Here is a 19176-nt window from a genome sequence, read left to right as displayed (position 1 = left end):
CCCTCTAGCGCCGTCTCTATCACGCATGCAGCAGGGTGCGCAGCGCGCCTTGGAAATTGACCAGAGGGCCGCCGTCGCCGCCGCGCGTTGCCACGATCCGGCCGATGAAGATGCCGTGAGTGCCGACCGCCTGGTGCTGGTAGAGCTCGCATTCGACCGCGCCGATCGCATCCCGCAGCACGGGGACGTCGAGCAGGCCCTGGTCCCAGGGCGCGGTCGCAAAACGTTGGGCGCCCTTGACGCCGTCACGGCCGGCGAAGCGCAGGGCCAGATCCTGCTGGCCGCTGCCGAGCAGGCTGACGGCAAAGCTGCCATTGGCGAGGATCGCATCATGGGTCTCGGAGCTCGCATTGATGCCGACCAGCAGGCAGGGCGGATCCATGCAGAGCGAGGTGACCGAGCTGACCGTCAGCCCTCGCCGGTCGGCATCCGTGCCGGTCGCCACGATGGCGACGCCGCCGGCCAGATTCCCCATGGCACGGCGAAACTCCGTCGCATCGACCGAGTGGCGATCGGCTCCTTGCGGAAACTTCTGGTGAGCCATGGCCAACACCTCCGGACTTGCCGACGTCAAGCCGACACTGCTTCGCCGGCGACCTTCGCATCCTTGCGGCCGCTGCGCAGTTCCTTCCGGATCGCGGGGATGATCTTGCTGCCCCACAGCTCGATCTGCTTCAGCATGGTGCGCTGGTCGAAATCGCCGAGCTGGGTCTGCACCGCGATATGCGACGGCTTGAGGATACTGATCTCCTCCAGCATGCGGTCGATCACCTGGTTAACGCTGCCGACCGGCAGGTTCTTACGCATCGTCTCCAGGCTCATGTCGTTGGGCCCGGCCTGTTCCTTGATCAGATAGCCGTCGTCGCTCTGGGCGCGGCGGAATTTCAGGCTTTCGGAGAGCCGGCGCTGGAAGCGGGCATTGTCGAGATAGGAGGTGACCTCGCTGTCATTGTCGCTGGCATAGGCGCAGCGCAGGAAGCCGAAGCGGGTGGCGTCGATCGACCGGCCTTCCTGGGCCGCAATGCCTTCGAGCCGCTCGCGCAGTGCCTTGATGGCATCGGTGCCATTGAGGAGAGCGGTCACGAACAGATTGTGGTTGTCGCGGATGGCGCGGCCGAGGGTCTCGGCATGGCCGGACGTCACCCAGATCGGCGGCATCGGGGTCTGCACGGTGCGCACGGCAATCGAGGTCGGCGGAATCGTCAGGTGCTGGCCGGCATAGGAAAAGATCCGCTCCTGCATGCCGGCATGCAGCACGTCGTAGAACTCGGCAAACAGCGAGTGCGAATCCTTGAGGTCGACGCCGAAGCGGTCGAACTCGAATTGCTGATAGCCCGAGCCGATGCCGAGATCGAGGCGGCCGTTCGAAACGGTGTCGGCAAAGCCGATCTCGCCGAGCAGCCGCGCCGGATGATACAGCGGCAGCACGCAGACCGCGGTGCCGAGCCGGATGCGCTTGGTGAGGCCGGCGCAGTGCGCCACCATCATCAGCGGCGAGGGGCACAGGCTGTAATTGTTGAAGTGATGCTCGGCGTACCATGCGGTATCGAAGCCGGCCTCTTCAGCCGCCACGGTCTGTTCGACAGCGTTGTGGATGACATGCTGCGAGCTTTGATGATAGCCGCGCTGCTGAGCCAAGATGAATACGCCGAATTCCATGGATGCATCCTCCGCCAAACTGACTAGTCGCTTTTGCGACCTGTTCTCATCAGGCTACCGGCTTGAGATTTTTCGAACAATTGGCGTAATCTGATCATGTCTTTTGCAGAATCTGAAAAGATCGATGAATCGCCTCCAAGCCATGGAATTGTTCGTCTCCGCTGTCCGCGAGGGCAGCTTTTCCGCGGCCGGACGCCGCGCGGGGCTCTCGCCGGCATCCGTGTCGCGCTATATCGGCGAGCTCGAGGCGCAGCTTGGCGTGCAATTGCTCAACCGTAGCACGCGCCATCTCGGATTGACCGATGCCGGCAAGATCTTCTTCCAGCGCACCGAGCAGGTGCTGCACGGGATCGAGGACGCGGAGGCTGCAGCGCTCGCGCTGCAGACCGCGCCGCGGGGGACGCTACGCGTTCACTCTCGGACGCTGTTCGGCATCAAGGTGCTGTCACCATTGATCCCGCAGTTCCAGGAGCTATACCCGGAGCTGAAGGTGGAGCTGCGGCTGTCGGAACGGCGCGTCCAGCTTCGCGAGGAGGAGTTCGACATCGATTTCCAGATCGCCGCGCCCAAGGATCCAGGCCTGATGCAGCGCCGGCTGGTGCGGAGCGAACGCATCCTCGTGGCGTCACCCGACTACGTCGCGCGGAAGCCAAAGTTGCGCGGACCGGATGATCTCGTCGGCCACAATTGCCTGACCTACTGGATGGGGCCCGATGATGTGGTCTGGAAGTTCATGCGCAAGAGCAGGCTGCGCGAGATCGTCGTGCCGTCTTCGTTCAGCAGCAATAATGGCATCATCCTGTGCGACCTCGCGGTGCGCGGGCACGGCATTGCGCTGCTCGACGACTACACGGTCGCGGACGAAGTGAAGAGCGGGAGGCTGGTGCGTCTGTTGCCGGGCTTTCGCGTCACCAACTCGACCTTCGACGAAGGCATTTATGCGACATTCCAGCAGAGCAGCTATCTGCCTGAAAAAATCAGGGTGTTCGTCGACTATATGGCCGAGAGCGTGCCTCGGCTGATCAAGCGATCCGGCTAGCACCACGCGCCGCCTTCAGCGTGTGCCAAACCTGTGGGCAGGGAGTCCCGTCACACCGAGATTCTCGACGGCGAACAATCCGCCGGCGTCCGGGCTGTCATCGAAAAGATGCGTGCTGCGCGAGATCGAGGACACATAAAGCACGTCGAGACCGGGGCCGCCGAAGGTCACGCTGGTCGGATGCCGAACGGGCATCTCGATCTTGCGCACCATCGTTCCGTCGGGTGCGAACCGTGCAATGGCGCCGATCCGCACCAGAACGGTCCAGAGATAGCCGTCCGCATCGACGGTCGCGCCGTCGCCGCCCGAGCCATGCGCGTCCATCTCAGCGAACACGCGCTTGTTCCGCAGCGGGCCGTCGCGGTGATAGCCGTAAGCCCAGATCACACGTCGCGCCGTGTCCGCGAGATAGAATATCCGGCCGTCCGGACTGAAGCAGGGGCCATTGGTCACGGCGAGATCGGTTTCGAGCTGCTCGATGGCGCCCGCCGCATCGATGCGATACAGGCCGCCGAGCGGCTTTTCATCCTCCGCGCGCCCGCCGTGCATTGTACCCGCCAGGAAGCGCCCGAACGGGTCGGCCTTGCCGTCGTTCAGGCGGAGCATCGGATGATCGAGGCCGATCGAGGGGCCCTTGGCCAATTCCCGCGTGCTGAAATTGTAATGCGCAAAGCCGTGGCGCAGCGCCAGCACGGCGCGGTCGTCATGCGCGAGCGCGAGCGATCCGATCGGGGCGGGCACCGAGAATTCATCGATTGCGCCGGTCGCAGGCAACAGCCTGCGGATCAGTCCGGCGAGCGAATCGATCCAGTAGAGCGACTGGGTCCGGTCATCCCAGACCGGGCTCTCGCCAAGCCGGTCCCTGGTCTTGCCGATACGGGTGATGCGCGGGAGCGCGTTCATGGGAGCACCTCGTTGATCCCTTCTGCAGAGCGGACTTGACCGATCGGTCGGCGAAAAACTACGTTGGTTTTCACATGAAGATCAGTATTCGGCCGGCCCAGATGTCCGGCCAGATTTGCGGGTTCGATGGTTGAGTTGTCGACAACAAAGGACGGGGTCGCCAACCAGGCGGAGGCGTCCGATCGCGTCCTGCAGATCCTGAGCGAGGCCGGGCGTCTGTTCGCCACCAAGGGCTATGACGGCACCTCGATGCGCGACATCGCGGTGGCCTGCGGCATCTCGAAGTCGCTGCTGTATCATCACTTCTCCAACAAGGATGAAATCTACGCGCGCGTCGCTGTCGGCTCCACGCTGGAATTGTATCTCTTCGTGCGGGACCGGATTCCCGACGGACCGCCGTCGCAGAAGATCCGGGCCTTCATGGTTGCGACCGCGGAATATTTCCGGCGCTATCGCTGGGCATGGATCGCATCGACGACCGCCTTCTGGAACGATCCCGATCGCCACCGGCAGAAGGAGCGGATGACGCGCCGCGACCGGTTCGAGCACTTTCTGCGCGGATTGATCCAGGAAGCGATCGACGCCGGCGAGATCCGCAGGCTCGACGTTGCCATGACGGGGCGGTTGATCCTGTCGTCGCTGAATTGGATGCATCGCTGGTACAATCCCAACAAATCGGCAACACCCGAGCAGATCGCCGACATCTTTTTTGACATGGTGTTCAACGGCCTTCGGACCGACGGTCATGCGGGGCCGCCAACCATCGAGCCTCCGAAGTCGCCCCGGCGAAAGGCGCGCTAGAGGCGCCTGCCTTCAATCAAGCGCGATGTGCTGCGCCGTGATGACCGGTCCCCACAGGGCGGCATCCTTGCTCAGCTGGGAATCGAGCAATTGAGGCGGCCCGAGATCGGCCTGCAGGCCGTCGATCTCGAGCTGCCTGGCGATCTCAGGCTTTTGCATCGCCGCGTTGGCGGCGGCATTCAGCCGGTCGATCGCCTCGCGCGGTGTGCCAGCGGGCGCGTGCAGCGCAGTCCAGAACGATGCCGAAAGCTCGGGATAGCCTGACTCGGCAAAGGTCGGGATATCAGGCAGGTTTGGCCTGCGCTTGTCGGAGGAAACGGCGAGCAAGCGGAGCTTGCCGGCCTTGACGTGCTCGATCACGGCAGCTGGCGTCGCAAAGTTGAGGTCGCACTCGCCCGACAGCAGTTCCATCACCGAGGCCGGATTGTTGCGATAGGCGACGTCGGTGACTGCAAAGCCCATCGATTTCCCCATCACGATCCCAAACAGGTGCGTCACGCTGCCCGGTCCCAGCGTGGCATAGAACATCGGCTTGTCGCGACCCTTGGCGTAACCGACAAAACTCTTCATATCGGTGACCGGCATCTTCGCGTTCACGGTCAGCGACAGCGGGCCATTGCAGAGCATGGCGACGGATGCGAAATCCGCAAGCTTGTACGGCAAGTTCTTGCGTAGCAGCACGTTGAGCGAGATCGGACCAGTGCCGCCGGCGAGGAGCACCGAACCATCCTTGGCCGCACGCGCCACATATTGCGATCCGACGATGCCGTTCGCGCCTGGCTTGTTGTCGACCAGCACGGGCTGATCGAGCGCCTCCGACATGCCCTTGGCGATCGCGCGCATCAGGCTGTCGATCGAGCCGCCGCTCGCATAGGGCACGATGATGAAGACGGTTTGCGACGAGCGCGCGCTGACGATCGCAGGTGCAGCAAACGGCGCAACGATAGCGCCGGCCATGAGCGTTGCGGCCTGACGTCGGCTGATGGGTGCCACGGCGGCTCCTCCTTCATTGATTTGCTCGAAATCTAAGTCCCGACCGATCGGTCAGTCAACAGGTCAAACATCGCGACTATTGCAAGATCGCGCGCTTGGTGTTATCAGCGCACCGACTGACCGATCGGTCAGGTGGCTTTGAAGCTGCCGTCCGAGGTCGCGGAAACAAGATCAAGCAAGCGCCAGGAGGAAGCCATGTCCGATGACATCGTGACGCTCGAAGTATCCGACCACATCGCAATCGTGACGCTGAACCGCCCTCCGGTGAACGCGCTCAACCGCGCGATGCGCGATCGCATCGTCGCGGTGTTCGATCAGATTTCGGAACGTAGCGATGTTCGCGTGGCGATCCTCACTGGCAACGGCAAGGTGTTTTGCAGCGGCGCCGATCTCAAGGACCGTCCAGACCCGGCCAAGGTCGGTGCATTCCATGATCACAACCGCATCACCCGCGAGACCGGCAACTGCATTCGCGAGTGCTCCAAGCCGGTGATCGCAGCGATCAACGGCGTCGCGCTCGGCGCCGGCCTCGGTCTGATGGCATCCTGCGACATCTTCTACGCGTCCGAAGAGGCTGTATTCGGCATGCCCGAGATCAATGTCGGCCTCGCGGGCGGTGCGGCGATGCTCAACACTTTGTTCGGCCGTTCGCTGATGCGCCGGATGTTCTTCACCGGCGTCCGGATTTCCGCGGCCGAGCTCTATCGCCTTGGCATCATCGAGGCCTGTACCAGCAAGGAAGATCTCATTCCCGAAGCAATGAAGATCGCGCGTGAGATCGCAGCCAAGAGCCCGATTGCGATGGAGTACGCCAAGAATGCGGCCAACATGGTCGAGCTGATGCCGCCGCGTGATGCTTATCGCTTCGAGCAGAACATCACGATGGCGCTGTCGAAGACCGAGGATGCCAAGGAAGCGCGCATGGCGTTTCTTGAGAAGCGCGCGCCGGTATTCAAGGGGTGCTGACGATGCGGCCGGGAGAAGGTCTCGACGCGCTGATGGCGCCGCGCTCGATCGCGATCATCGGCGCATCGCAGGATGCGACCAAGATCGGGGGCCGACCGGTGGACCTGTTGCGCCGCTACGGCTACGCGGGCAAGATCTATCCGGTCAACCCGAAGGCCGCGATGGTGCAGGGGCTGCAGGCCTACGCGTCGGTGGGCGCGCTGCCCGAGGCGCCTGATCTCGCCGTCATCGCCGTCGATGCCGAGCGGGCGCCCGAAGCGATCGAGCAGTGCGCCGATCGCGGTGTCCGCAGCGTCGTCGTGTTCTCTTCCGGCTTTGCCGAGCTTGGCGAAGAGGGGCGCGCGATGCAGGATCGGCTTCGCACGGCTGCGCGCCGCACCGGCATGCGGCTGCTCGGCCCGAATTGCCTCGGCGCGGTCAGCATTCCCGAAAAGGCCATCGCAACATTCTCGATCGTGCTCGAGCACAGCATGCCGGCCGTCGGCTCGCTCGGCATCGTCTCGCAGAGCGGCAATCTCGGCAGCTACACCATGCGCATGGCGAGCGATCGCGGCGCCGGCATCAGCCGTTTCATGACCACCGGCAATGAGTGCGACATCGATATCGCCGACGGTATTGCCTGGCTGGCCCGCGATCCCGCGACCAAAGTCATTCTTTGCTGCTTCGAGGCCTGCCGTGATGCCGGCCGGCTCATCGCCGCACTGACCGAGGCGCGCGATGCCGGCAAGCCGGTCATTGCGCTGAAAGTCGGCACCTCGGAGGCCGGGCAGGCCGCGGCGGCGTCCCATACTGGTGCCATGGCGGGATCGGATGCGGTGTTTGATGCGCTGTTGGAGCGCTACGGCGCCGTACGGGTGCGGAGCATCGAGGAGCTGATTGATCTCGGTCATGCCGCCTCCATCCTGTTGCCGGATCGGTTGCCAAAGGGGCGGCGTCTTGCGGTCGTGACGGCATCGGGCGGTTTTGGCGTGCTGCTTGCGGATGCGGCGCAGGCGGTCGGCCTATCGTTGCCGGAACTGAGCCAGGCGACCCAGCGCGCGATCCTCGATCTCGTGCCATTTGCGTCCGCGCGCAATCCGGTCGATGCCACCGCGCAGATGTCCAGCCGGCCCGATATGCTGCAGAAGATTCTGTCGGCGGTCGTGGCCGACGACCGCACCGATGCGATCGTGCTGCCGCTGCCGTTCTCGCTGCACAGGCCACGGCTGCGCTCGGTTTACATGGAGACATTGCGCACCATCCGGGCTCAGTACCCCCATCGTCCCGTCATTCTGTGCGTGGAGGGCCCGCCCGATGCGCTCGCCGAACTGCATGCCATGGGTTATCCCACCATTGCGAGCTTTGACGGCTGTTGCGCCATCGTCGCGGCGCTGGCGCGATTGCAGGCGCTGGCGACCGCACCAAAGGCTGTGAGCCAGCCTGCCTTCGCGAAGGCTGCGCCGCTCGCGGCTGATGCGTTCCGTCATGAGCTCGGCGCCAAGCGCGCGCTGGCGGAGGCCGGCATCCCCGTGCTGGCCGAGCAACTGGTATCGGACGCCGAGGCCGCGGCGCGTGCAGCGCGCGAGATCGGTTTCCCGGTCGTCTTGAAAATTGCCTCGCCCGATCTGCCGCACAAGACGGAGGTGGGTGGCGTTGCCGTGGGTCTTCGCTCCGAGGAAGAGGTGCGACAGGCCCATGCCCGGATGCTGGCGCGTGTCGCGGAGAGGGCGCCACGCGCGGTGATCGACGGCACGATCGTTGCTCCCATGGCGCATGGCCTGTCCGAGTTGATCCTCGGCAGCCGGATCGATCCCGTGTTCGGGCCGGTTGTGATGGTCGGTCTGGGGGGCATCTTTGCCGAGATCGTACAGGACACCGCCGTGCAGATGGCGCCGGTGAGCGAGACGCAAGCAATGGCGATGCTGAGGTCGCTGAAGGCGTTCGCCGTTCTCGACGGCGCGCGCGGGCGGCGTCGCACCGATCTCGAGGCCGCAGCGCAAGCGATCGCGGCGCTCTCGCGTTTTGCCGTCGCGCATGCCGATACCGTGTCGGAAATCGACATCAATCCGCTGCTGCTGAAAGCGGACGGCGAGGGCGCCGTCGCGCTCGATGCGCTGCTGATCCCAAACGCGGGCAAGGCAACGCAACACCACTGAACACATCGAACAAAAAGAACCGCGAAGTCGGCTCAATGATTGCTGGGAGGATTTTGTGATGAAGCTCAATACCCGTCTCCTCGAAATCGCCGTGATGCTGGGAGCTTTGCTGATGCTGGCGACGCCGCTGCGCGCCCAAGGCGTGTCCGGCGATGTGATCAAGATAGGCATCATGAACGACCAGAATGGTCCGTATGCCGACAATTGCGGCCCCGGTGCGGTGGCCGCGGCAAAGCTCGCGGTCAGCGACTTCGGTGGTGCGGTCAATGGCAAGAAGATCGAGCTCGTTGTCGCCGACGACCAGAACAAGCCGGACATCGGCGTTGCGGTGGCACTGCGCTGGCTCGACAATGAAGGCGTCGATGCCATCGTCGGCTGCTCGGCCTCGTCGATCGCGCTCGGCGTGCAGGACATCATGAAGGCGCGGAAGAAGCCCTACATGCTGGCGGGGACAGCAGGTTCGTTCTTCACCAACGACAAGTGCTCGCCGATGACCACGCAATGGATGGTCGACACCTATGCGCAGCCGAAGGCCACGGTGAAGGCGCTGCTGTCCCAGGGCGTCGACACCTGGTTCTTCCTGACCGTCGACTACGCCTTCGGCAAGGGATGGCAGGCCGACGCCACCAACTTCATCAAGGCCGGCGGCGGCAAGGTCGTGGGATCGGTGCTGCATCCGCTGAACTCGTCGGACTTTTCCTCGTTCCTGCTGACGGCGCAAGCGAGTGGCGCCAAGGCGATCGCGCTCGCCAATTCTGGTTCTGACTTCGGCAATGCCATCAAGCAGGCCCAGGAGTTCGGCCTGTCGCAGAAGCAGCTGCTGGTGCCGCTTGGACTTATGATCAGCCAGACCCACGGCATCGGTCTGCGCGACCTGCAGAACGTGCGCCTGACCACGCCGTTCTACTGGGACATGACGCCGGAGACGCGGGCCTTCGCCAAGCGTTTCACCGAGGCGTCCGGCGGGCAAATTCTGAACGAGGCCAAGTCCGCCACCTACAGCGCCATCACGCATTACCTGAAGGCCGTCGCGGCGACCGGAACGGATGATGGCGAGGCCGTGATGAAGCAGATGAAGAACACGCCGATCAACGACTTCGAAATGAAGGATATCAGCATTCGCGCCGACGGGCAGGTGATGCGTCCGCTCTATGTGGCCCGCATCAAGACGCCGCCCGAGTCCAAATACGCCTTCGACTATTACGAGATCACGGGGACGATTGCCCCCGAGGACGCATGGCGTCCGGCCTCGGAGAGCGCGTGCGATCTGCTCAGGTCGCAGTGATCGGAAAGAAAGGGCGCCCGGCCGATGCATGGCTGGCACCCGACGGTACAGCCAAAGCGAGACATCCACGATGACAGTCATTGAAACAGAGCCGCCGGTAACCGCCACGGCCGGAGAATTGTCCGGCGAGGCCTATCGGGTGGCGATGCGTCGCTGGCTGCGCGCCAATCTGCCAGCGAGCTTTCGCAGTGACAGCGCGGCGTTCTCGTCGCCCAGCCTGCAAGAGCAGATCGCCTGGGAAGCGGCGATGTATCGCGCCGGCCTGGCCGGCATCACTTGGCCAAAAGCGTATGGCGGGTACGGCCGCACCTTGCGCGAGCACCTGATCGCCAATCAGGAAATCGGCGCGCTCGCGATGCCGGAGAGCGTCAATTCGATCGGCAAGGAGCTTGCCGGTCCGATCATCCTCGCGGTCGGCACCGAGGAGCAGAAGCACCGCTTCCTGCCGGCAATCCTGGAGATGCGCGACATCTGGTGCCAGGGCTTTTCCGAGCCGGAAGCAGGTTCCGATCTGGCGGGCCTGCGGACGCGCGCCACGCGCGATGGTGATATCTGGCGGATCAGCGGGCAGAAGATCTGGACCAGCGGCGCCTATCGCGCCCAGCGCTGCTTGGTGCTGGCGCGGACCGGCCCGCTGGAGGATCGGCATCGCGGCCTCGCCATGTTCGCGGTGCGGCTCGATGCCAAGGGCGTGCGCGTGCGGCCGATCAGATCGATCGATGGGCGCGAGAGCTTTTGCGAGGTCTTCTTCGACGACGTGGAGGTCTTGCAATCCGATGCGCTCGGCGCGCCCGATGAAGGCTGGAACGCGGCGATCCGCGTGCTCGAGATCGAGCGCGCAACCAACCGCATGTACCGGGCCTGGCGCTTCGAGAATGAGCTGCGGCATCTGATTGCGGTCTGCAAGAGTGATCCGGCGCTGGCGCAGCTGGTTGCAAACCGATGTTACGAGGCCAAGATTGGCGAGGTCGTCGTGGATATCGAGGTGCTGAAGGCGCATGTCGAGACAGCTGTCGACGCGCTCGTAAACGGCGACAGGATCGGCGCAGGCGGCAGTTTGGCAAAACTGCACTGGAGTGAAGCGCACCAGCGTTTTGCCGCGCTCGCGCTCGAGCTGCTGGCGCAGGCCTCGTTGCCGCAGCTTCCGGCCGTGCAAGTCGCGCGCCGCCGTTTCGACGCGATCTATCTGCAGGCGCGCGCCGAGACTATCTACGCCGGTACCACCGAAATTCAACTCGGCATCATCGCCGACAGGATCCTGCAGCTCTCGAAAGGCAAGTGATGACGACATTGAGCGGCGAAGGATTGCAGCCGAGCGAGTTCGCGGTCACCGCGGCGCGAGCCGTGGCGGATTGCGCGGCGTTGGGGCCGCGCGAGCAGGCGAAACACCTCGCCGACGACGGATTGCTCGGGGTGCTTGCCTCGCAGGACGTCGGCGGGCTCGATCTGCCGCTGGCCTTTGCAGTTCCGGTGGTGGCCGCCGCCGGCTCGGGCCTGCTCGGTTTTCCGCTGATGGAAGCACTGCTGCTTGGGCGGACGCTGCAGGCCGCGTTGCCGCGCGTGGCGGATGCGGTCGTGTCCGGCGGCATGCTGGCGACGATCGCGTGGCAAGGCAGCGTGAGCGCCGAGCGCGAAGGTGAATCGGTCGTGCTCAATGGCTGGGTTGCGCGAGCGGCCTGCGCCCGCGACGCCGATTGCATCCTGGTACGGATTGGCACGGCCGCGGCGGCGCTGGTTCCGACTGACAGCGAGGGAGTCGTTGTCGAGGACGCGGCAGGGCTGGATTTGACCGTGCCCGAACACTCGGTTCGCTTGCAGGGCGTCACCATACCGGCCGCAAGTGTATTGCCTGACGGCACGTGGGCTCTCTTGAGCTCGGATGCCAACGTGCTGCGTGCCGCCGCCATTCTCGGCTCGGCCGAGACGTGCCTCGCACTCGCACAAGAGCACGCCTCGACGCGCCGGCAGTTCGGCCGAGCGCTGTCCTATAACCAGGCGCTGCGGCATTCGCTGGCGCGGCAGAAGCTGGCGCTCGAAGGCATAAGGCATGCGATCACCCGTAGCGTCGAAGACGAGTCCGGTCCGCTCGAACGCGACGCTGTGTTTCTCGCCGCGGCCGCCTATGGTTGCGCGATCAGTGAAGGCGCGCTGCAGGTTCACGGCGGCATGGGATTCACGTGGGACGTGCCGGTGCATCGGCATCTGCGTCGCGTCCGCGCCTTACAGGCGCAAGGCGATGCCAGCGGAAGCCTGGCCGCGCTCGGCCGCCGTACCATCGCCGCAATAGCTCCGGCGTCCGATCTCGCCGTGTCGGGATAAGAAAGGAAGACCGCAATGACTGATGCCAAGGACAAGCCCCTCGCTGGCCGTGCTGCGCTGGTCACCGGGGCCGGAAACGGAATCGGACGCGCGACCGCTCTTCTGCTGGCCTCGCGCGGCGCGATCGTCGGCGTCAACGACCTCAAGCCTGAGTTCGTTGCCGGGACTGTCGATGCGATCAAGATGGCCGGCGGCGAGGCCGTTGCGATCACCCAGGACGTCGCCAGCCGCGACGGAATGCGCATGGCGGTGATCGGCTTTGCCGAAGGGCAGGGCCGGCTCGATATCCTCGTCAACAATGCGGCCTGGGTCCGCTATCAGTCGGTGGCCGACATCGCGCCGGAGACCGTCGACCGCATGCTCAATATCGGCTTCAAGGCGATCATCTGGGGCATTCAGGCCGCGGCCGAAGTGATGGATGCCGAGCGCGGTGGCGCGATCGTCAATGTCGCCTCCGTTGCCGGATTGATCTCGGCCAAGAACAGCATCGTGTATAGCGGCATCAAGGCCGGCGTGATGGGGATTACGCGTGCCGCGGCAGCCGAGCTCGGCGAACGCAAGATCCGCGTGAACGCCGTTGCGCCATCAGCGATTCCGACCGAAGGAACGATGCGCAACCGCAACGCCGAGCTCGACGCACGGCGGATCGCGCGCACGCCGCTCGGACGGCTCGGCACAGTGGACGATATTGCCAAGGCAATCGCTTTCCTCGCCGGCGACGACAGCGGCTTCATCTCGGCGCAGGTGCTGACGGTCGACGGCGGGATTGTCTTCACCAACATCGCCTAAGCGCCACCGAGGCCGCTGCAGGATACGCTATATGATTCTCACCGCAGATGAGCAGGCGCTGAAGCAGCAATTCATTCGCGCCCGCGGTTACTGGCGGCCGTGGACGGAGGGGCTGCTGCGGCTCGATCCGGCGTTTCTTGCGAGCTATGCCCGCTATGGCGGCTATCCCGCGGAAACCGGTCCACTGTCGCGGAAGATGTGCGAATTGATCTATGTGGCGCTGGATGGATCGGCGGCGCATCTGTTTCGCTCAGGGCTCGCGCTGCACATGCAGCTGGCCCTCGAGCAGGGCGCGACCACGCAGGAGATCGTCGACGTGCTGCGGCTGGCCACGGCGCAAGGGCTCGACGGCTGTAATCTCGGCATCGGCATTCTCGCCGAAGAACTGGCGCTGGCGGGGCTGGATTCGGACCAGGCGCCGCTGTCGCGCGAGCAGATGGCGCTTCGCGACGCCTATGTCGCGCAATTCGCCGATTGGCCGGACTTCTGCGATCTCTGGCTGCGCGCCGATCCCGGCTATTTCGCGATGATGCTCGACCTGCTGACAGCGGGAGCGAAGGCCGGCGGGCTCGACCAGCGCTCGCGTTGCCTGATCTCGCTGGCCTTGAACGGATGCTTCACGGCCCTCAATCCACACGGCCTTCGCCTGCAGATCAGGCGCGCGTTGCGGCTCGGGATCGAGAAGCGCGAAATCCTCCAGGTGCTGCAGATGACGGCACATCTGGGCGTGCATGCCTGCGCGATCGGGGTGCCGGTTCTGATGGAAGCGATCAGCCCGGCGGCAGGCAAGTCGTCTTCCGTCGACGTAACGGGATAGCAGGGAGGTCGACGACGATGGCGAGGCCAACCATCAGAGATCAGCGCGCCTTCGCATCGGGCGCATTGTTTCTTGCCTTTGCGATCTTCTTCTTCGTGATGGCACTGAATTATCCGGCCGGCACCGCGGCGCGGATGGGGCCGGGCTATTTTCCTCGGCTGCTGGCGATCGTGCTTGCGGCCATCGGGCTCGCCGTGATGCTGGGTGCCGTGCTGAGGACGGCAGAGCGGCAGAGGTTGCGGAGTTGGGACGTAAAGGGCCTCGCCTGGGTCACGGGCTCGGTGGTCCTGTTTGCGCTTCTGCTGTTTCCGGTCGGTCTGGTCGGTGCGCTGCTGGTCCTGATCGTGGTGTCGAGCAGGGCTAGTCCCGAGTTTGCCTGGAAGGGCGCGTTGGCCAATGCAGCCGTCCTGATCGCGCTGTGTCTCCTCGTATTCGTCTATGGCCTCGGGCTGCAGCTGCCGGTGTGGCCGGTGCTGCTCAATTGACGGGCCGTGACGATGGACCTGTTTCATAACCTGGCGATCGGATTCTCCACCGCGGCCCAGCCGGCCAATCTGCTCTACGCCTTCTTCGGCTGCCTGTTGGGGACGCTGATCGGCGTCCTCCCGGGCCTGGGCCCACTCGCCACCATCGCGATGCTGCTACCGATCACCTACGCGCTGCAGCCGGATTCGGCACTGATCATGCTCGCCGGCATCTATTACGGCGCGCAATATGGCGGCTCGACCACCGCCATCGTGGTCAATCTGCCCGGCGAATCCTCCTCCGTCGTCACCACGATAGACGGCTATCAGATGGCCAAGCAGGGCCGGGCGGGTGTCGCGCTCTCGACAGCCGCGATCGGTTCGTTCTTCGCCGGCTGCGTGGCGACGCTGGCGCTGGCGGCGCTGGCCGGGCCGCTGACGGCGGCAGCGTTGCTGTTCGGGCCGAAGGAGTTTTTCGCGCTGATGCTCCTCGGCCTCATCCTCGCCTCGGTGCTATCCAGTGGCCCCTTCATTGAAGGCATCGGCATGGTCGTACTCGGCATGTTGTTGAGTCTCGTCGGCACCGATCTCAGCGCGGGCACGCAGCGCTTCGCGTTCGGCATCCCGCAGCTGTTCGATGGCCTCGATTTCGTGCCGTTGGCGATGGGCATTTTTGGCTTTGCCGAGATCGTGAAGAATCTCGAGCAAGACGACAAGCTGTCGCTGGTGACGCAAAGGATCGCAAATCTGTTTCCGACGCGTGAGGATTTCCGGCGCATGATCCCGGCGATGCTGCGCGGCACCACGCTCGGCACGATGCTCGGCGTGCTGCCGGGCGGCGGTGCGGTGCTGTCGTCGTTTGCCTCCTACACGCTGGAGAAGAAGCTGTCGAAGCACCCCGAACAGCTCGGCAAGGGTGCGATCGAAGGCGTTGCCGGCCCGGAATCGGCCAACAACGCAGGCGCCCAGACCTCTTTCATTCCGCTGCTGACACTTGGCGTGCCCTCCAATGTCGTGATGGCGCTGATGGTCGGTGCGATGAACATCCACAACATCCAGCCCGGTCCGGAGGTCATGACCAAGAACCCGACCCTATTCTGGGGCCTGATCGCCTCGATGTGGGTCGGCAATCTGATGCTGCTCGTCCTCAATCTGCCGCTGGTTGGATTGTGGGTGAAACTTCTCACCATTCCCTATCGCTATCTGTTCCCGGCGATCATGGTGTTCTGCTCGATCGGCGTCTATTCGATCAACAGCGGGACCTTCGAGGTGTATGAAGCGGCGGTGTTCTGCGTATTCGGCTATGTCCTCATCAAGCTGCAGCTGCCGGCCGCGCCGCTGCTGCTCGGCCTGGTGCTTGGGCCAGCGATCGAAGAGAACTTCCGCCGCGCTATGGTGCTGTCGCGCGGCGATGTCAGCGTGTTCGTGACCTCGCCATTGTCGGCAACTCTGCTGGCCGCAGCCGCAATCGCGATCGTCATGATCATGCTGCCGGCGATCCGGTCGCGGCGGGAGGAGGCGCTGCAGGAGTAGGTGCCGCGGGCCCGCCCGGCGTCAAAAGTCTGTGTCGGTGTCGCCGGCTTTGACCGATCTGGCGGCCTGTCGCAGAATATTCAGGTAGCGACTGGCGTTTTGCTTGATCCGCTCGGCGACGCCGCCAAGCCCGAGAGCGACGGGTTGATTCTGAATTGTGATTGGGAGCAGGACGCAGATCGTCGCCCCGCCCAGCATCGGGACGTTCTCCGCCGAGCAATGTCCCTTGCCCCGGATCTCCCGAATCCGCCGGATCATGTCCTGAGGCTTGACTCTGTCTGCTGCGTTCGGCGTCGCGATGTTGGCGCGGCGCACGATCGTGTCGAGCTTCTCGTCGGACATCGTCGACATCAACAGCCAGCCGAGCGCGGACTGCGTCAGCGGCCGCAGCGTTCCCTCGTCGACGTGGAATCGCAGCGGGTGGGTCGACTGGATGATCTTGACGTATTGCAGATACACGTCGTTGGTCGTGCCGATTGAAACGGCTTCGCCCGTTGCGGCGTGCACGTCGCGCATCGCCTCCAGCACGCGGCTGTTGCCGAACAGGGATTTGGGAATCCAGTCGCCCAGCGATGTCACTTTTGGGGTTGGGAAATAGAGTTTCGTCCTGCGGTCGAAATTCAGGTAGCCGAGACCTACCAGGGTCTTGAGCAGGACTGTTGTGCTGGATGCCGGATAGCCCAGCGCCTCGCCGATTTCGGACATCGCACGCGGCTGCCGCTCCCGCATGAAGAATTCGAGAATTTCGATGGCGCGCAGCGCGGATTTCACGGTCGATCCGGCGGCGGAAATCGAAGCGGAGGTCGTCAGCTGCGATGGCAATCGTCCCTCCCTCGGCCGCAGCAAATTCACGGATGTGAAATTCAGCTTCACATATGAACATTTGTTGGTGGCCTCCCACTGCACATGAGATGGTCGCTGCCGTCAAGGGAGGGCCGGTCCGCCGACGGCGGATTGAGCCGGAGCTTCGAGGCTCGGAAATGACCGTAACGCACGAGAAGATCGCGGAGCTGCTCGACAAGGAGGCGATCCGTGATTGCATCTTCCGCTATTGCCGCGGGGTTGATCGCGGCGATGAAGCCGCGCTCTGCAGCGCCTACTGGCCGGATGCCACCGACCAGCATGGACCGTATTCGGGGCCGGTCGAAGGCTTCTTCGACTGGGCCAAGGACATCTTCAAGACCGACGCGCGCAATGTTCATACCGTCGGCAATATCCTGATCGAATTCACCGCGCCCGGGCACGCTGTCGTCGAAACCTACTTCCTCGCCTTGCAGCGCGGGCCTTCAACAGACGGTGGCGTTCGGCAGTTTCTGATCGCCGGCCGGTACTGCGATGTCTTCACAAAGCGCGATAGCGAATGGCGAGTTGCGCGCCGTGTCGTCGCCTACGACTGGGTGGACGAGCAGGTCGCTGCGACCGAGTCCGAGGCGGTCCGCTTCGGTCCGCGGTTGCCGTTGGGCGCGCGATATCCCGACGATCCCATCTACGATCTGCTCCGCCGGAGCTAGTGGACACTGACTTGCACGAACCAGCCTTTGAGGGAATGCCGATATGAGCCATGCAGATGTGAGGGGGCGGCGCCTGGACGTGGTCGTCGTTGGCGCGGGATTCGGCGGTCTCTACGCCGTCTATAAGTTCCGCGAGATGGGTCTGAACATCGCGGCCTACGAAGCGGGCGGCGATGTCGGGGGCGTGTGGTACTGGAACCGTTATCCCGGGGCGCGCGTCGACCTGCCGAGCATCGACTACAGCTATTCGTTCTCGCCCGAGATCGAGCAGGAATGGACCTGGTCGGAAGAATTCGCCTCGCAGCCGGAGCTCTTGGCCTACTTCAACTTCGTCGCCGATCGCCTCGACCTGCGCAAGCACTACCAGTTCAACACGCGCATCGTGAGCGCCGTCTGGGACGAGACGCGAAAACTCTGGTCGGTGACGACGGATCGCGGCGAGATGATCGAAGCGACGTATTGCGTGATGGCGACCGGCCCGCTCTCGGTGCCCCGGGATCCCGAGATCCCCGGCGTCGCGCGCTACGCGGGCGAGTTGCTGCGGGCCGGCCGATGGCCGCATCATCCCGTCAGCTATGAAGGCAAGCGCGTCGGCGTGATCGGCACCGGATCGACCGGCATTCAGATCGTGCAGGAGGTAGGCCGGGAGGCCGGCGAACTCTACGTGTTCCAGCGCACGCCGAGCTTCACGATGCCGATGCGCAACCAGAAGCTGGATCCCGACTACGTGGCCGAGGTCAAGCGTAACTATACCGGCATTCGCGAAGTGGCGCGCAACAGCCCGAATGGCGGCGTGCGCCCGTGGACGACGCGGGCCTTCTTCAGTGTGACGCCGTCGCGCCGCCGCGAATTGCTCGAAGACGCCTGGAAGGCCGGAGGGCTGGCCATGCTCGGCACTTTCACGGATCTTCTGAGCAACGAGGAAGCCAACGAGCACGTGGCGGAGTTCGTGCGCGGCAAGATCAACGGCGTCGTCGCCGATCCCATCACCGCGGAGAGACTGAAGCCGCGCGGCTATCCGATCTTCGCCCGTCGTCCGTGCCTGGATACAGGCTACTACGAAACCTTCAACCAGCCGAATGTCCACCTGATCGATTGCGTCACCGATCCGATCGTGGAGATCACGGCGCAAGGCGTGCGGACGCAATCGAGTGAAACCGCACTCGACATGCTGATCTTCGCGACCGGCTATGACGGGCTGACGGGAGCGTTGACTGCCTTCGACGTCGTCGGCCGCAACGGCCGGACAGTCAATGAGAAATGGAAGGCAGGAGCACGGTCGCATCTCGGTCTCATGATGGAAGGGTTTCCGAACCTCTTCATGACCACCGGACCCAACGGCCCCGCCGCGCTCGCCAATATCGTCAGGATCAGCGAGAACGACGTCGACTGGATCGCGCACACGATCACGCATATGGCCGATCAGGGCCTCGACACCATCGAACCGACCAGGCAGGCGGAAGACGAATGGATGGCGCTGGTATTCAAGCTTGCCCAGCGTTCGCTGCTGACCAAGGCGAAGACCTGGTACGTCGGCACCAATGTCAAGGACAAGGCGCAAGGGCTGTCGCTGTTCACGGGCGGCTTTCCAAAATACCGGGAATATTGTGCCGCCGCGATCGAGGCCGGGTACCGTGACTTCGTGTTCGAGCGCGCACGAACGACGGTCGCAGCCTGACAGCCGCAACCGAGGAGACCGCATGCACGCTGCTTACCGCTCCTGTTCAGCAAACTCGTGCTTGCTGTCGTGGCGGCCGACGAAGACCAGGAGGCCGGCGATCAGCGGCAGGACGGCAAGGACGAGCAAACCGGTCGAGGTCTGGCCGGTGGCTTCCTTGACCCAGCCGATCAGATAGGGCCCACCGAACCCGGCGAGATTGCCGATCGAGTTGATCAGGGCGATGGCGCCGGCCGCCGCCGTGCCGGACAGCCAGGCGGTCGGCAGGGTCCAGAACACGCCGA

Annotated in this window: 19 protein-coding genes and 1 pseudogene; 14 read left to right on the top strand and 6 right to left on the bottom strand. The window is 64.1% G+C overall.

What is annotated here, in order from left to right:
• Positions 1-19 precede the first annotated feature (19 nt).
• Entirely contained in the window at positions 20-544 is a 525-nt protein-coding gene (locus tag AAE027_RS19910; RefSeq protein ID WP_370988511.1) for a flavin reductase family protein, read from the bottom strand.
• Between the two features lie 26 nt (positions 545-570).
• A complete protein-coding gene (locus AAE027_RS19905; RefSeq protein WP_370988510.1) occupies positions 571-1659 on the bottom strand; it encodes an LLM class flavin-dependent oxidoreductase in 1089 nt (362 codons plus the stop codon).
• Between the two features lie 124 nt (positions 1660-1783).
• Here AAE027_RS19905 and AAE027_RS19900 point away from each other — a divergent pair, with 124 nt between their 5' ends.
• Positions 1784-2698, top strand: coding sequence for a LysR family transcriptional regulator (locus AAE027_RS19900; RefSeq protein WP_370988508.1), 915 nt, complete (start codon positions 1784-1786; stop codon positions 2696-2698).
• Positions 2699-2713: 15 nt separating this feature from the next.
• Here the strand turns inward: AAE027_RS19900 and AAE027_RS19895 are convergent, their stop codons facing one another.
• Positions 2714-3601 carry an SMP-30/gluconolactonase/LRE family protein gene (locus AAE027_RS19895; protein WP_370988507.1) on the bottom strand — a complete coding sequence of 296 codons (888 nt, stop codon included), beginning with the start codon at positions 3599-3601 and terminating at the stop codon, positions 2714-2716.
• A gap of 126 nt (positions 3602-3727) precedes the next feature.
• Here AAE027_RS19895 and AAE027_RS19890 point away from each other — a divergent pair, with 126 nt between their 5' ends.
• Positions 3728-4402 carry a TetR/AcrR family transcriptional regulator gene (locus AAE027_RS19890; RefSeq protein ID WP_370988506.1) on the top strand — a complete coding sequence of 225 codons (675 nt, stop codon included), beginning with the start codon at positions 3728-3730 and terminating at the stop codon, positions 4400-4402.
• Between the two features lie 12 nt (positions 4403-4414).
• On the opposite strand, the gene AAE027_RS19885 is transcribed toward AAE027_RS19890, so the two are convergent.
• Entirely contained in the window at positions 4415-5395 is a 981-nt protein-coding gene (locus AAE027_RS19885; protein WP_370988505.1) for a Bug family tripartite tricarboxylate transporter substrate binding protein, read from the bottom strand.
• A gap of 195 nt (positions 5396-5590) precedes the next feature.
• Here AAE027_RS19885 and AAE027_RS19880 point away from each other — a divergent pair, with 195 nt between their 5' ends.
• The 9 genes from AAE027_RS19880 to AAE027_RS19840 all read left to right on the top strand — a co-directional run bounded on the left by AAE027_RS19880 (position 5591) and on the right by AAE027_RS19840 (position 15703).
• Complete coding sequence (locus tag AAE027_RS19880; protein ID WP_370988504.1) at positions 5591-6361, top strand: enoyl-CoA hydratase/isomerase family protein; 771 nt, start codon at positions 5591-5593, stop codon at positions 6359-6361.
• 2 nt (positions 6362-6363) lie between these two features.
• Positions 6364-8496 carry an acetate--CoA ligase family protein gene (locus AAE027_RS19875; RefSeq protein WP_370988503.1) on the top strand — a complete coding sequence of 711 codons (2133 nt, stop codon included), beginning with the start codon at positions 6364-6366 and terminating at the stop codon, positions 8494-8496.
• A gap of 58 nt (positions 8497-8554) precedes the next feature.
• Positions 8555-9781: an ABC transporter substrate-binding protein gene (locus AAE027_RS19870; RefSeq protein WP_370988502.1), complete on the top strand. Its 1227-nt coding sequence runs from the start codon at positions 8555-8557 to the stop codon at positions 9779-9781.
• A 70-nt stretch (positions 9782-9851) separates the two neighbouring features.
• Complete coding sequence (locus tag AAE027_RS19865) at positions 9852-11063, top strand: acyl-CoA dehydrogenase family protein (protein WP_370988501.1); 1212 nt, start codon at positions 9852-9854, stop codon at positions 11061-11063.
• Complete coding sequence (locus tag AAE027_RS19860) at positions 11063-12100, top strand: acyl-CoA dehydrogenase family protein (protein WP_370988500.1); 1038 nt, start codon at positions 11063-11065, stop codon at positions 12098-12100. Before AAE027_RS19865 ends, AAE027_RS19860 begins: the two co-directional genes overlap by 1 nt.
• Positions 12101-12115: 15 nt before the next feature.
• Entirely contained in the window at positions 12116-12889 is a 774-nt protein-coding gene (locus AAE027_RS19855) for an SDR family NAD(P)-dependent oxidoreductase (RefSeq protein WP_370988499.1), read from the top strand.
• A gap of 31 nt (positions 12890-12920) precedes the next feature.
• Positions 12921-13706 carry a carboxymuconolactone decarboxylase family protein gene (locus tag AAE027_RS19850; RefSeq protein WP_370988498.1) on the top strand — a complete coding sequence of 262 codons (786 nt, stop codon included), beginning with the start codon at positions 12921-12923 and terminating at the stop codon, positions 13704-13706.
• Positions 13707-13723: 17 nt separating this feature from the next.
• Complete coding sequence (locus AAE027_RS19845; protein WP_370988497.1) at positions 13724-14191, top strand: tripartite tricarboxylate transporter TctB family protein; 468 nt, start codon at positions 13724-13726, stop codon at positions 14189-14191.
• Positions 14192-14203: 12 nt separating this feature from the next.
• A complete protein-coding gene (locus tag AAE027_RS19840; RefSeq protein WP_370988496.1) occupies positions 14204-15703 on the top strand; it encodes a tripartite tricarboxylate transporter permease in 1500 nt (499 codons plus the stop codon).
• A gap of 21 nt (positions 15704-15724) precedes the next feature.
• Here AAE027_RS19840 and AAE027_RS19835 read toward each other — a convergent pair whose 3' ends face one another.
• A complete protein-coding gene (locus tag AAE027_RS19835) occupies positions 15725-16474 on the bottom strand; it encodes an IclR family transcriptional regulator (protein ID WP_370988495.1) in 750 nt (249 codons plus the stop codon).
• Between AAE027_RS19835 and AAE027_RS19830 the strand changes: the two genes are divergently transcribed.
• The 3 genes from AAE027_RS19830 to AAE027_RS19820 all read left to right on the top strand — a co-directional run bounded on the left by AAE027_RS19830 (position 16452) and on the right by AAE027_RS19820 (position 18892).
• The gene (locus tag AAE027_RS19830; protein ID WP_176945579.1) at positions 16452-16613 is read left to right on the top strand and encodes a hypothetical protein; all 162 of its coding nucleotides are present in this window, start codon (positions 16452-16454) and stop codon (positions 16611-16613) included. The genes AAE027_RS19835 and AAE027_RS19830 overlap by 23 nt on opposite strands.
• Positions 16614-16683: 70 nt before the next feature.
• Positions 16684-17214 (top strand): nuclear transport factor 2 family protein, encoded by a 531-nt coding sequence (locus AAE027_RS19825; protein ID WP_370988494.1) that lies wholly within the window; start codon positions 16684-16686, stop codon positions 17212-17214.
• Positions 17215-17257: 43 nt separating this feature from the next.
• Positions 17258-18892, top strand: a complete 1635-nt coding sequence (locus AAE027_RS19820; protein ID WP_370988493.1) for a flavin-containing monooxygenase — start codon at positions 17258-17260, stop codon at positions 18890-18892.
• A 33-nt stretch (positions 18893-18925) separates the two neighbouring features.
• On the opposite strand, the pseudogene AAE027_RS19815 reads toward AAE027_RS19820, so the two are convergent.
• A pseudogene (locus AAE027_RS19815) lies at positions 18926-19176 on the bottom strand (MFS transporter); the annotation flags it as partial.

Source organism: Bradyrhizobium sp. DN3 (assembly GCF_041357655.1).
Lineage (GTDB): Bacteria > Pseudomonadota > Alphaproteobacteria > Rhizobiales > Xanthobacteraceae > Bradyrhizobium.
The sequence above is the reverse complement of the archived record's forward strand: the minus strand, read 5'-3'. Positions and strand labels throughout refer to the sequence as shown.